The sequence below is a fragment of the Pseudomonas sp. TNT2022 ID642 genome (assembly GCF_028656995.1).
GTDB lineage: Bacteria > Pseudomonadota > Gammaproteobacteria > Pseudomonadales > Pseudomonadaceae > Aquipseudomonas.
Genome location: NZ_JAMDGW010000015.1, coordinates 198,092 through 211,710 on the forward strand (window position 1 = coordinate 198,092; position 13,619 = coordinate 211,710).

At 59.5% G+C, this 13,619-nt stretch carries 8 protein-coding genes; 5 read left to right on the forward strand and 3 right to left on the reverse strand.

All coding sequences use genetic code 11. The features are described 5' to 3' along the window. Nucleotides 1-8: 8 nt before the first annotated feature. Nucleotides 9-2,192, reverse strand: coding sequence for a DNA helicase II (uvrD, locus tag M5G26_RS16070; protein ID WP_134176461.1), 2,184 nt, complete (start codon nucleotides 2,190-2,192; stop codon nucleotides 9-11). Between the two features lie 257 nt (nucleotides 2,193-2,449). Here uvrD and M5G26_RS16075 point away from each other — a divergent pair, with 257 nt between their 5' ends. From M5G26_RS16075 to M5G26_RS16085, 3 genes are all read left to right on the forward strand, one after another. After that, a complete protein-coding gene (locus tag M5G26_RS16075; RefSeq protein WP_273915933.1) occupies nucleotides 2,450-5,320 on the forward strand; it encodes a putative bifunctional diguanylate cyclase/phosphodiesterase in 2,871 nt (956 codons plus the stop codon). A 127-nt stretch (nucleotides 5,321-5,447) separates the two neighbouring features. After that, on the forward strand, nucleotides 5,448-6,314 hold the full coding sequence (gene hexR, locus M5G26_RS16080) for a transcriptional regulator HexR (protein WP_008078846.1): 867 nt from the start codon (nucleotides 5,448-5,450) through the stop codon (nucleotides 6,312-6,314). A 154-nt stretch (nucleotides 6,315-6,468) separates the two neighbouring features. After that, the gene (locus M5G26_RS16085) at nucleotides 6,469-6,672 is read left to right on the forward strand and encodes a PA3496 family putative envelope integrity protein (protein WP_008078845.1); all 204 of its coding nucleotides are present in this window, start codon (nucleotides 6,469-6,471) and stop codon (nucleotides 6,670-6,672) included. Here M5G26_RS16085 and M5G26_RS16090 read toward each other — a convergent pair. Beyond that, entirely contained in the window at nucleotides 6,614-7,576 is a 963-nt protein-coding gene (locus M5G26_RS16090) for a LysR family transcriptional regulator (protein WP_008078844.1), read from the reverse strand. The two genes, M5G26_RS16085 and M5G26_RS16090, sit on opposite strands and share 59 nt — an antisense overlap. A 190-nt stretch (nucleotides 7,577-7,766) precedes the next feature. On the opposite strand from M5G26_RS16090, the gene M5G26_RS16095 reads away from it, so the two are divergent. Together M5G26_RS16095 and oadA are read left to right on the forward strand one after the other, a co-directional pair. Then, complete coding sequence (locus M5G26_RS16095) at nucleotides 7,767-9,182, forward strand: acetyl-CoA carboxylase biotin carboxylase subunit (protein WP_025112637.1); 1,416 nt, start codon at nucleotides 7,767-7,769, stop codon at nucleotides 9,180-9,182. Between the two features lie 11 nt (nucleotides 9,183-9,193). Then, entirely contained in the window at nucleotides 9,194-11,002 is a 1,809-nt protein-coding gene (oadA, locus tag M5G26_RS16100; protein WP_273915934.1) for a sodium-extruding oxaloacetate decarboxylase subunit alpha, read from the forward strand. 184 nt (nucleotides 11,003-11,186) lie between these two features. Here the strand turns inward: oadA and M5G26_RS16105 are convergent, their stop codons facing one another. Next, entirely contained in the window at nucleotides 11,187-13,463 is a 2,277-nt protein-coding gene (locus tag M5G26_RS16105; RefSeq protein WP_273915935.1) for an autotransporter outer membrane beta-barrel domain-containing protein, read from the reverse strand. Between the last annotated feature and the right edge of the window lie 156 nt (nucleotides 13,464-13,619).

A 13,619-nucleotide genomic window follows, 5' to 3' on the forward strand; every position in this document is an offset into this window, starting at 1 on the left:
AATCGGCGTCAGATCGCTTCCAGCTTCGCGTAACCCAGCATCAGCCACTTGCTGCCTTCGCTGAAGTTCACCTGCACCCGCGCCTGCGCACCGGCACCTTCGAAGTTGAGGATCACGCCGTCGCCAAAGATCGAATGGCGCACCGTCTGACCCAGGCTGAAACCCGTTTCCGGAATCTCGCTGCCGCTGAACAGGTTGCTGCCGCTCATCGACTGATTGCCGCCGAACGGTCGGCTGACGCTGTTCGACAGGCGCACTTCCTGAATCAGCCCCTTCGGCACTTCGCGGACGAAACGCGAAACCTTGTTGTAGGTCTCGCTGCCGTACAGGCGTCGGGTCTCGGCATAGGTCATGACCAGATTCTGCATCGCCCGGGTAATGCCGACGTAAGCCAAGCGCCGTTCTTCTTCCAGACGTCCGGGTTCTTCCAGGCTCATCTTGTGCGGGAACAGGCCTTCTTCCATGCCCACGAGGAATACGTAAGGGAATTCCAGGCCTTTGGCGCTGTGCAGGGTCATCAGCTGAATGCTGTCTTCGTGCTCGTCGGCCTGAGTGTCACCGGCCTCCAGCGAAGCGTGGCCGAGGAACGCCGCCAGTGGCGTCAGCTCTTCGTCTTCTTCGGTGTTCTCGAAGTTACGTGCGGCGCTGACCAGTTCCTCAAGGTTTTCTACCCGGGCCTGGCCTTTCTCGCCTTTTTCCGCTTCGTGATAAGCGATCAGACCGGACTGCTCGATGACGGTTTGCGTCATCAAGTGCAGCGGCATTTCCATGCACTTGGCCGCGAGGTTTTCGATCAGCTCGATAAATGCACCAAGGGCACCCGCCGCGCGACCGGTCAGGCCTTTGTTGGCGACCAGTTGGCGCATTGCTTCCCACATCGACACATCACTGTGACGCGCGTGATCGCGGATGGCTTCGACGGTTTTCTCGCCGATGCCACGGGCCGGCACGTTGATCACTCGTTCCAACGCCGCATCGTTGCCGCGACCTTCGAGCAAGCGCAGGTACGCCATGGCGTTCTTGATTTCCGCACGCTCGAAGAAGCGCTGACCACCATAGATGCGATACGGAATGCGTTCGCGCAGTAAAGCTTCTTCCAAAACGCGTGATTGGGCGTTGGAGCGATACAGAATCGCGATATCGCTACGGGCCAAGCCGGTTTTCAGCGCGCTTTCGATGGTTTCGACAACGTAGCGTGCTTCGTCGTGTTCGTTGAACGCGGCGTACAGATTGATCGCTTCGCCATCGCCGCCGTCGGTCCACAGTTCTTTGCCGAGGCGCCCGGTGTTGTTGGCGATCAGGGCGTTGGCAGCCTTGAGGATGCCGGCGGTGGAGCGGTAGTTCTGCTCCAGACGAATGGTCACCGAATCCGCGAAGTCGGAGGAGTACTGATGAATGTTCTCGATCTTCGCGCCACGCCAGCCGTAAATCGACTGGTCGTCGTCGCCAACCACCATCAGGCTGTCGCCGCCCTTGCCGAGCAGGCGCAACCAAGCGTACTGCACGGCGTTGGTGTCCTGGAACTCGTCCACCAGAATATGCCGGAAGCGCTTCTGATAGTGCGCGAGCAGGCCCGGGTGATCGCGCCATAGATCGAGGGCGCGCAGCAGCAGTTCGGAGAAGTCGATGACGCCGGCACGCTGGCACGCCGCCTCATAGGCTTCGTAAATGCCGCGCATGGTCGCCAGATACAAGTCGCCGCTGGCCTGAATGTGTTGCGGGCGCAGACCCTCGTCTTTCTGGCCATTGATGAACCACTGCGCCTGACGCGCCGGCCAGCGCTGCTCGTCGAGGCCGAGCTCGCGGATCACCCGCTTGACCAGCCGTTGCTGGTCGTCGCTGTCGAGAATCTGGAAAGTCTGGCTCAGGCCCGCCTCCTGCCAGTGCGCCCGCAGCAAGCGGTGCGCCAGGCCGTGGAAGGTGCCGACCCACATGCCGGCCGGGTTGATCCCCAGCAACTGCTCGATGCGATGACGCATCTCGGCAGCGGCCTTGTTGGTGAAGGTCACCGACAGAATGGAGTGGGGCGAGGCGTTTTCGACCTGGATCAACCAGGCGATACGGTGCACCAGCACTCGGGTTTTACCGGAGCCAGCACCGGCCAGGACCAACTGACGGCCAACGGGGGCTGCTACGGCCTGGCGTTGGGCATCGTTGAGGGAGTTCAGCAGAAGGGAGAGATCATCGCGCATCGGGGCATTCTAGGGTGCGGCGCAGGCCCGGGCAAACCGAGCTTTGCATTAGCCGATGAAAGTGCTGCTGATGACGACCGGTCAGTCACTGGCTACAAGCATCGGCCCGCCGCGCTCCAAGGGTTTGGCCGGTGCCAAAGAGCGGAAAAGTTTCGCTGAAATTATGATCTGGGGCAGTTTGGCAACGGGATCGGCTTGTGTATGCTCCGTCCACGTTTCGGGTGCACGCCCGCCTTATAAGAACAAGAACGTTGCCCATGACCCTCAGCTCCGAACTGTCGGGCCCCTCTGTGGAACCCCGGGTTATCCGCAAGCACTATGCCGTCGAAATGGCGGTGGAGCGCACGCGTCTGCTGTATCAGGGCTCGTTGTTGCCCACGCTGTTCATGTTGATCAATGGTCTGGTCTGCGCCGGTTTGCTTTGGAGCCCGCAGCGCTACTTCGTGGTCAGCGTCTGGCTGGTGTGGTTGTTGTCGCTGGTGGCGTTGCGGGTGATTCAGGTCGCCGCGTTCGATTCGGCAATCCCTGACCGTCAGGCACAGCCGATCTGGCGGCGGATGTTTTTGCTCGGCTCGACCATGACCGGCCTGACCCTGGCCGGCGCCGGCATCGCTCTGGTGCCCGCCGACAACTTCATGCAACAGGCCTGGGTGTTCGGCCTGATCGGCGCCGCGACCTTGTCGGCCAGCGTCGCCTATGCGGTGAGCCTGCCGGCATTTCTGTCTTTTACTTTGCCGTGTCTGTTGCCAGCGATCGGTTATCTGTTCTGGGGCGGTGATGAGCAGGCGCGTGGCTGGGGCTGGCTCGGGTTGATCTTGCTTGGCTCGTTGAGCGTGGTGGCTTGGCAGGTCAATCGGCTTATCGATCGCGGCTTGCTGCGACGCTTCCAGAATCAGCATCTGATTGAACACCTGCAACGGACGCAGTCGCGCAGCGAGCAGCTCAATCAGGAGTTGGCCAAAGAAATCGAACACCGGCGTTGCGCCGAAGGAAAACTGCGCGAAGCTCAGGTCGAACTTGAAGATCGCGTTGCCCAGCGCAGCCGCGAACTGGATGCGGCCAATCAGGCCCTAAGCAAGAGCGAGGCGCGGCTGGCGCTGGCGTTGAAGGCCAGTGAGCTGGGTCTGTGGGACTGGAACCTGCAAACCGACGAAGTCCACCACACGCAGATTCAGGAACTGTTCGGTCTCGCCCCGGAATACGTTACGGCGATCCTTCGTGACCTCAAGCCACGCCTGCACCCGGAAGACGTGCCGTCGCTCAAACACGCATTGATCGAGCATTTGAAAGGTCGTACCGAGGACTATCAGATCGAATACCGCGTGCGCCATGGCGATGGCCATTGGGTGTGGATCGAAGACCGTGGCCGTGCTGTGGAACGTAGCGACAGCGGGCAGGTGATCCGCATGGTCGGTACCCGACGCGATATCAGTGCCAGCAAGCGTCTTGAAGAGCAGCAGCGCCTGGCCGCGACGGTGTTTGAAGCGGCCAGCGAAGGCATCGTCATTCTTGACCCGAACTACGCGTTGATCGCGATCAATCAGGCGTTCAGCCGCGTCACCGGTTACGACATCGACGACATGCTCGGGCGCAATGTCGTCGAGCTGCCATGCAGCCGCGATGCCCGGCGCCATTACGTGGCGATCCGCCATGCGCTGGAGCAGCACGGCAGTTGGCAGGGTGAACTGGTTGAGACCCGCAAGAGCGGCGAGCTCTACCCGCAGTGGCTGCAACTGAATGTGGTGCGCGATAGTCGAGGAGATGTGAGCCATATCGTGGGCTTCTTCGCCGATCTGTCAGCGCGCCGTGAATCCGAAGAGCGTATGCGCTACTTGACCCAGTATGACGAACTGACCGGGCTGGCCAACCGCTCGCTTTTCCGCGAGCGCTTGCACGAAGCGCATCAGCGTTCGCGTCAGGGCCGGCGCAGTCTGGCGTTGCTGCACATCAATCTGGATCGCTTCAAATTGCTCAACGACAGCCTCGGCCATGAGATTGCCGACCAGTTGCTGCAGAAAATGGCGCGCCGGCTGGTCAACGCCTTGCCGGAAGCCGACACCATCGCCCGTTTGTCCGGTGATGAGTTTGCCGTGCTGTTCGATGCCTACGGCAATCTGTCGAGTCTGGCCCGGGTTGCCACGCGATTGTCGTCCAAGCTGCGTTTACCGCTGACCGTCGAAGGGCACGAACTGGTGGTCAGCGCTTCCATGGGCATCAGCATGCTGCCGGACAATGCCCGGGAGATTTCTGCGCTGGTCAGCCAGTCGAACATGGCCATGCAACACGCCAAACACCTGGGCGGCAACAACTTCCAGTTCTACACCGACAGCCTGCAGGCCAGCACCCTTGAGCGCTTGCAGCTGGAAAACCAGTTGCGCAAAGCCATCGAGGAAAAACAGCTGAAGGTGTTCTATCAGCCCAAGCTGTGTCTGGAATCGGGACGGCTGAATGCCGCCGAAGCGCTGGTGCGTTGGGATCATCCGATCATGGGTCGAGTACCGCCGGGGGATTTCATCGGGCTGGCCGAGGAAACCGGTCTGATCGGGCCGATCGGCGAATTCGTCCTGCGTCAGGCGTGCTGGCAGGCCTGCGAATGGCAGCGCCAGGGGCTGGAGCCGATCCGCGTTTCGGTAAACCTGTCGGTGCATCAACTGCGCCAGGGCAAGCTGGTCAGTCTGGTGCGGCAGGTGCTGGAGGAAACCGGTCTGGCGCCGCACTTCCTCGAGCTGGAATTGACTGAAAGCCAGTTGCTCGACAGCGTCGAACACATCATCGCGACCTTCCAGCAACTGCGCGATCTGGGGGTGAAACTGGCTATCGACGACTTCGGCACCGGTTACTCGTCGTTGAGTTACCTCAAGCGCATACCGGTGGATTACGTGAAAATCGATCAGGCGTTCATTCGCGGCTTGGGTGAGGGTAGCGAGGATGCGGCAATCACTCGCGCGATCATTGCCATGGCCCATGGGCTGTCACTGAAGGTGGTCGCCGAAGGTGTCGAGCGGCAAGAACAGCTGGAATTTTTGCGGGCCGAGCATTGCGATGAAGTGCAGGGTTATTTGATCAGCCGGCCGGTGGAGGCGAGCTGTCTGGCCGGGCTTTTGCGCGAACAGGAAAAACCGTTTTAAGGGCTACATGCACCCCATCGCGCCTGATATGGGGACATGGAGTTACGCATTGAGCAGGCAAAAAGCCAATTCATGTAGTATAACTACAAGCGTGCTACATCCTTGCCCATAAGAAGAGTCCAGCCCCTTGAATCTGCTGCAACACATCGCCCAGTCACGTCACCTGTTACGCAAGTCGGAGCTCAAGGTCGCCGACCACGTGCTGCTTGACCCTGCGGCGGTGATGCACAGTTCCATGGCCGACCTGGCCCACAGCGTCGGCATCAGCGAGCCGACCATCGTGCGCTTCTGTCGCGCCATCGGTTGTTCCGGTTTTCAGGATCTCAAGCTCAAACTGGCGCAAAGCCTGGCCGCCGGTGCCAGCTTCGGCCAGTTCGCGATCCATGAAGACGACTCGGTTGCTGATTACAGCCTGAAGATTTTCGACACCACGTTGCACACCTTGATGGAGGTTCGCGAGAAGCTCGACCCGATCGAGTTGCAACGCGCGGTGACACTGATGTCGCAGGCGCAACGGGTCGAGTTCTACGGCTTCGGCGCGTCGGGCGCGGTGGCGGCGGATGCACAGCACAAGTTCTTCCGCCTGTTGCTGACCGCAGCGGCGTATTCCGATCCGCACATGCAGGCGATGTCGGCAGTGACGTTGAAGCCGACCGACGTGGCGATCTGCATTTCGCAGTCGGGACGGTCCAAGGATCTGCTGATCACCGCCAATCTGGTGCGTGAGAGCGGCGCTTCACTGATTACCCTGTGCCCGAGCCAGACGCCGTTGGCCGAATTGTCCACCGTCAATCTGGCGATCGATGTGCACGAAGACACGGAAATCTATACGCCGCTGACTTCGCGCATTGCTCACCTTGTGGTGATCGATGTGCTGGCGATGGGCGTGGCCATGGCGCGCGGGCCGAGCCTGGTCAATCACCTCAAGAGCGTGAAGCGCAGTCTGCGCAGCTTGCGCTTGTCGCCCAAGGCCGCCAAAGCCCTGGATGATTAAGATCAAAAGATCGCAGCCTTCGGCAGCTCCTACACGGATCAATGTAGGAGTTGCCGAAGGCTGCGATCTTTTGCTTTTTGGGCGGCAACTTTCATCAAACCGTCATCCCTCCCGCCTATCGTGAAACTCCCGTCATCGCCTTGGGAGAATCGAAATGGCTCAGCCCTACGAAGAACGCAACAGCGCCGCGAAAACCCGTCGTCAGCAGGAAGACCAGCGCCGCATGGAATTTCGCCGCGCTATCGAAGATCGCTTCGAACTCCGTCAGCTTCAGGCCGAAATCGGCGACTTTCCCGAGATCACTCACTGGCAGGCGGCACCCGCAGCTTCCCGTCGAAGCGCTCAACCAGCGCGCTGATCTGCACCCGTTCGCTGCGGATAAACGCCAGGAAGGCGTGTGCCACCGGGGACAAGCGTTTGGCTTTGGCTTGCACCAGGCACCAGCTACGCAAGAGCGGCAATTCCTCGACCGGCAACTCGACGAGGCCGCCGGTCGCCAGCTCCAGGTTCAGGGCGTGGCGCGTCAACAGCGCCAGGCCCAGACCCGCCTGCACGCATTCACGCTGAGCTTCGGCCGAGGCCACTTCCTGGGTCTGGGTGAAGTGCACGCGCTTCTCTTTGAAATATTCCTCGCACGCCAACCGCGTTCCTGAGCCGGGTTCGCGGATCAACAGCGTGTAAGGCTCAAGATCTTGCAGGCGTAGCGGCCCCATGTGCGCCAAAGGATGATCCGGGCGCGCCACCGCTACAATCGGGTTATTGAGGAATGGCAAGAACTCCAGGCCCATGTCCTGCGGCACCATCGACATGATCACCAGGTCATCGCGGTTGTCCGACAGCCTGCGAATCACCTGGCCACGGTTGACCACGGTCAGTTGCAGATTTACTTCCGGGTGCTGGCGCTTGAACGCGGCGAACAGGTGCGGCACGAAGTATTTGGCGCTGGATTCCACCGCCAGTTTCAGCTGACCTTGCAACGATCCCTGCATGTCCGACAGCTGCATATCGAGGTTTTCCAGGCGCCCGAAAATGTCCCGACTGGCACGCTGCAAGGCTTCAGCGGCCTCGGTCATGTAGAGTTTTTTACCGACATAATCGAATAATGGCTGGCCGATCAGCTCCTCCAGCTGACGAATCTGTAGGCTGACGGCCGGTTGAGTGAGGGACATTTCCTCGGCTGCGCGGCTGTAGGAGCGTAAATCACAGACTTCATTGAAGATCTGCAATTGACGTAATGTCATACGCATCAAGGACTTACGCATTTGTTATTGGCTCTGACGGCGGGCTGATGTTTCAACTATAAGTCTTTGCTTATGCCTGACCCAATTTTTATTCATTTTTGTTAATCCCTCATGAGCGCTAGTGTGGACCTGCGACTAAATTGAAACATTTGGTCACGCGTCGACCTGGGTCTAGCAGGTCGTGGTGCCACCGGCTCAAGGGAACCTCCAAGTGATAACAAAGATCCTGATCGCCAACCGTGGTGAGATTGCCGTACGAATCGTGCGAGCTTGCGCCGAAATGGGCATTCGCTCGGTTGCGATTTTTTCCGACGCCGACCGCCATGCGCTGCATGTGAAGCGTGCGGACGAGGCCCACAGCATCGGTGCCGAGCCACTGGCCGGTTACCTGAACCCGCGTAAGCTGGTGAACCTGGCGGTTGAAACCGGCTGCGATGCGTTGCACCCCGGTTACGGTTTCCTTTCGGAAAATGCCGAACTGGCAGATATCTGCGCCGAGCGCGGCATCAAATTCATTGGCCCGTCGGCGGAAGTCATTCGCCGCATGGGCGACAAGACCGAAGCGCGCCGCAGCATGATCAAGGCGGGTGTGCCGGTGACGCCGGGCACCGAAGGCAACGTTGCCGACATCGAAGAAGCCTTGGCCGAGGGCGACCGGATCGGTTACCCGGTCATGCTTAAAGCCACTTCCGGTGGTGGCGGTCGCGGTATCCGTCGCTGCAACAGCCGCGAAGAACTCGAACAGAATTTCCCTCGGGTGATTTCCGAAGCGACCAAGGCTTTCGGTTCTGCCGAAGTGTTCCTGGAAAAATGCATCGTCAATCCCAAGCACATCGAAGCGCAGATTCTCGGCGACAGCTTCGGCAACGTCGTGCACCTGTTCGAGCGTGATTGCTCGATCCAGCGTCGCAACCAGAAACTCATCGAAATCGCCCCGAGTCCGCAACTGACTCCGGAACAGCGCGCCTATATCGGCGACCTGTCGGTGCGTGCGGCCAAGGCTGTAGGTTACGAGAACGCCGGTACCGTGGAGTTCCTGCTCGCCGAGGGCGAGGTGTACTTCATGGAGATGAACACCCGGGTGCAGGTGGAACACACCATCACCGAAGAGATCACCGGGATCGACATCGTCCGCGAACAGATTCGCATCGCTTCCGGCCTGCCGCTGTCGGTGAAGCAGGAAGACATCCAGCACCGTGGTTTCGCGTTGCAGTTCCGCATCAACGCGGAAGACCCGAAGAACAACTTCCTGCCGAGCTTCGGCAAGATCACCCGTTACTACGCCCCCGGCGGTCCGGGTGTGCGCACCGACACAGCGATCTACACCGGCTACACCATTCCGCCGTTCTACGACTCGATGTGCCTGAAACTGGTGGTCTGGGCACTGACTTGGGAAGAGGCAATGGACCGTGGCCTGCGCGCCCTCGACGACATGCGTCTGCAGGGGGTGAAGACCACCGCCGCGTACTACCAGGAAATCCTGCGCAACCCGGAATTCCGTAGCGGCCAGTTCAATACCAGCTTCGTTGAAAGCCATCCTGAACTGACCAACTACTCGATCAAGCGCAAACCCGAAGAGCTGGCCCTGGCCATCGCCGCCGCCATCGCCGCCCACGCAGGCCTGTGAGGAATACAACAATGTCCAAGAAGATCTTTGTCACCGATACCATCCTGCGCGACGCTCACCAATCGCTGCTCGCCACCCGCATGCGCACCGAAGACATGCTGCCGATCTGCGACAAGCTCGACAAAGTCGGCTACTGGTCGCTGGAATGCTGGGGCGGTGCGACGTTCGACGCCTGCGTACGCTTTCTGAAAGAAGACCCGTGGGAGCGTCTGCGCCAACTGCGCGCGGCGCTGCCTAACACTCGTCTGCAAATGCTCCTGCGCGGGCAGAACCTGCTCGGCTATCGCCACTACAGCGACGACGTAGTCAAAGCCTTCGTTGCTAAAGCTGCGGTAAACGGCATCGATGTGTTTCGTATCTTCGACGCGATGAACGACGTGCGGAACCTGCGTGTGGCCATCGAAGCGGTGAAGGCTGCCGGCAAACATGCACAGGGCACCATCGCTTACACCACCAGCCCGGTGCACACCATCGATGCGTTCGTCACTCAGGCCAAGCAGATGGAAGCCATGGGTTGCGACTCGGTGGCGATCAAGGACATGGCTGGCTTGTTGACCCCGTACGCCACCGGAGAACTGGTTCGTGCGTTGAAGGCCGAGCAGTCGCTGCCGGTGTTCATCCACTCCCACGACACTGCCGGTCTGGCGACCATGTGCCAGCTCAAGGCTATCGAAAACGGCGCCGACCACATCGACACCGCGATCTCCAGCTTCGCGTCGGGCACCAGTCACCCGGGCACCGAGTCGATGGTTGCTGCACTCAAGGGCACCGAGTACGACACCGGCCTGAACCTCGAGCTGCTGCAAGAGATCGGTCTGTACTTCTACGCCGTGCGCAAGAAGTACCACCAGTTCGAAAGCGAATTCACTGCCGTCGACACCCGGGTGCAAGTCAACCAGGTGCCGGGCGGGATGATCTCCAACCTCGCCAACCAGTTGAAAGAGCAGGGCGCACTCAATCGCATGGGCGAAGTACTGGCGGAAATCCCGCGTGTACGTGAAGACCTCGGCTTCCCGCCGCTGGTGACCCCGACATCGCAGATTGTCGGTACCCAGGCGTTCTTCAACGTATTGGCCGGTGAGCGCTACAAGACCATCACCAACGAAGTGAAGCTGTATCTGCAGGGCGGCTACGGCAAAGCGCCGGGCGTGGTTAACGAAAAACTGCGTCGTCAGGCGATCGGCAGTGAAGAGGTTATCGATGTGCGTCCGGCCGATCTGCTCAAGCCGGAAATGACCAAGCTGCGTGCCGACATCGGCGCACTGGCCAAGTCCGAAGAAGACGTGCTGACCTTCGCCATGTTCCCGGACATCGGTCGCAAATTCCTCGAAGAGCGTGCTGCCGGCACCCTGACGCCGGAAGTGCTGTTGCCGATTCCGGAAGCGGGCGGTGTGACCAAGGCGGGTGGCGAAGGCGTGCCGACCGAATTCGTCATCGACGTCCACGGCGAAACCTACCGCGTCGACATCACCGGTGTCGGTGTGAAGGCGGAAGGCAAGCGTCACTTCTACCTGTCCATCGACGGCATGCCGGAAGAAGTGGTGTTCGAACCGCTCAACGAATTTGTCAGCGGAGGCAGCAGCAAACGCAAGCAGGCCTCGGCGCCGGGCCACGTCAGCACCACCATGCCGGGCAACATCGTCGATGTGCTGGTCAAGGAGGGCGATACCGTCAAGGCCGGCCAGGCGGTGCTGATCACCGAAGCAATGAAGATGGAAACCGAAGTCCAGGCTGCGATTGCCGGCAAGGTCACCGCGATTCATGTGGCCAAGGGTGATCGGGTCAATCCGGGTGAAATCCTGATCGAGATCGAAGGCTGAGATAACGGCCGCGATCCAACGCTTTAAACCTCGGGGGGGGCATGTGCTCCCCTTTTTTTTGCCTGAATTTTTCACCTGTAGGAGCTGCCGAAGGTTGCGATCTTTTGATGTTGTTTTGGGTTAATAAAAACAAAGATCAAAAGATCGCAGCCTTCGGCAGCTCCTACAGAAAATGTTGTGTCAGTTAAAACGCCATGCGCCATTGACCCATCACGCCATGAGTGCGGCTGTCAGTGGCCATTTCTCCGGTGAGACCCACACCGATCGTATGATTGGCAGACAGCCCGAGGTCGAGGCCGGCATCCACGGACAGGCTATTGCGATCCATTGCTGCGCCGGCAATTTCAAAGCGTTTTCCACCCTTGACCATTTGCTGGCGGGTGTCGTTTTCGATCTCGCCAAAGGTGTGTTTCCAGCCCGCACTGAATCGCGGCGTCAGCGTCATGCCATTATCCAGTCGATTGATTTTTGCCGTACGCAGGCCGAAGGTGCTGCTGAGGTTGTCGCGGGTTTGCCCAAAGACTTTCAGCGCCGCATCCCCTCCTTTTTCGCTGTAGCTGTCGCGCTGGTAGCGCTGATAACCGAGGCTGGCGAACGGTTCGAGCGTCGCGTTGTGCCGGCCAACATTGACCGCCAGTTCGGCAAAGGCTTGCTGGGTGTTGGCGTCGTAATTGCCCTTGAGGCGATCGCTGAAGCCGTTGAAGGCCACGCGACGTTTGCTGTCGCCGTCATGACTGGCATAGGTTGCCCCGAGCCGCAGTGAGAACGGTCCATCCTGGCGCACGGCGTAGGCGCCGAGGTGCCAGCTGTCGAGGTCGCCATCGTATTGCCGGGCGTCGAGTCTGGTCTGCGATTTACCGCCGACCAGGCCGATATGCCATTGCTCATCGAGCCGCCAGTCGGCGCCCATGACCAAACCTTGGGTGGCGTGTTTCAGGGTGCTGTCGAAATTGCGATCGACCTTGCCGCCATGGCCGAGCGCCTGAATCCACACTCGCCCGGAATCGGCGCCGCCGGCGGCCTGACGCGGCGAGTTGCCGGAACCGTAGGCAGAGCCGTAACGGCTATTCAGTTGTTGCATGGCCGAAAGCATGCTCGCACTGACGGGGGTGATGCTGCTCAGCGTGGCTTTGGCGAGGTTGGCGTTGCTGCCGGCGGCGAGTTGTTCGAGGGCGACAGGTGCGGTGGTTTTGTCGCTGGCCAACAACGCCGCGACGGCGATGTTCGAGGGCTTTGTTGCTTGAGGTGATGTCGGCTGGGCGGCAGCGTTAGTGCGTTTCACCTCTGTGGTTGCGCGCACCGTCGGTTCGACAATACTGTTGGCGACTGAACGTCCATTGCGGGTCTTTGCAAGGTCTGCGAGCGCAACTGCACTGCGGGTGTAGTTCAGGTTCACCCTTTGTTCTTCATAGGACAGCGTCGGAGTCATATAGGCGAGGTTGGTACTGACCTTGCCGAATTCTCCTTCAATGGCGTCGGCGGTCAGAATCAAGTGTTGGGTGTTGTCCGCGTAGTTACCGGGCACACCGTGAACCTGGACCTGAGCGCCTCCCAAAATTGCGGTACCTTTGACGACCACGGGGTCTGATCCACCATCGGTAGAGACGCCATAGGAAAATATTGCGCCTTCAGCGAACTCCAGATCGCCCTGAATTTGGGGCGCTCCATGCGGCCTGGTCGCCACCAGCGATCCGCCGACATACAAGTTGGCAACATCGCCGGAACCACCGAACACCGCACCTTTGTTTACGGTAACCCCGCCAATCGAGCCGTAGTTGATCAGTCCTGCGCCCGACTTGACGTCTGCATCACCGGCAAACTCTTGGCTGAGCGTCCATAGGCCGCGGGCGACACGCAGATTCGAAAAATTGCGCGTCTCACCGATCTCGCCGCCCTCGGTTCCGTTGAGTTGCAAGCCATTGATGCCGGTGCCACCGTCCAGGCGCCCACTCCAGCGGGCACCGTTATTGATCACCAGTAAATCGTCTCCTTCGCCCAGTTGCAGGGACACACCATCGACGCTCTCAACCGGATGGGAAAGAAACGAAACTGCCGTTGTGTAGGCATACATGTCCCGATCAAAAGGATCGAGCAGGTCAAATTCGCCATCAGCCTGTTCTTCCATGACGATCTCAGGGAACTCCAGGTCTGCGTAAAAGGCATCGTCAAACTGAACCGTTGCGACGGGCTTTCTCATATCTCTGAGGAACGGTGCTGTGTGTTCGAGCGGTCCGATAAATTCCTCGATTGCGAAGAGGTCCTCTATCGGTTCCATCACGTCTTCTGTAACAGCGGGTGTTGCTGCTTTGGGGACACGCGTCTTTTTTTTCGGCTTGCTGTCTTCTACTTCTGCGACAGCGGGTATTTCGGGTTGTTGTGCTATCGAGGTCTCTACACAGCCGATTGCCAGTGCAATCGCCAGAGCCAGATGTTTTGGTTTGCAGTTGTTTTGAACAGACATTCAATTGGATCTCTTTTAGTAAGAGACCCAACTCTATTGATGCCCAAAAAAATCCGATGTCGGCTGCTTCCCGCAGGCTTGCAGGCGACATCGGATCATTTTGTAGAAAATGTCCGAGAGATCCGCAACCAGGATTTTTACTCGGTTGTAGCGGTC

What these genes read in the sequence shown, in the direction of transcription:
- M5G26_RS16090 (WP_008078844.1), bottom strand. Translation starts at nt 7,576, where the DNA reads ATGCGTAAGTCCTTGATGCGTATGACATTACGTCAATTGCAGATCTTC.
- M5G26_RS16105 (WP_273915935.1), bottom strand. Translation starts at nt 13,463, where the DNA reads ATGTCTGTTCAAAACAACTGCAAACCAAAACATCTGGCTCTGGCGATT.
- M5G26_RS16075 (WP_273915933.1), top strand. Translation starts at nt 2,450, where the DNA reads ATGACCCTCAGCTCCGAACTGTCGGGCCCCTCTGTGGAACCCCGGGTT.
- uvrD (WP_134176461.1), bottom strand. Translation starts at nt 2,192, where the DNA reads ATGCGCGATGATCTCTCCCTTCTGCTGAACTCCCTCAACGATGCCCAA.
- oadA (WP_273915934.1), top strand. Translation starts at nt 9,194, where the DNA reads ATGTCCAAGAAGATCTTTGTCACCGATACCATCCTGCGCGACGCTCAC.
- M5G26_RS16085 (WP_008078845.1), top strand. Translation starts at nt 6,469, where the DNA reads ATGGCTCAGCCCTACGAAGAACGCAACAGCGCCGCGAAAACCCGTCGT.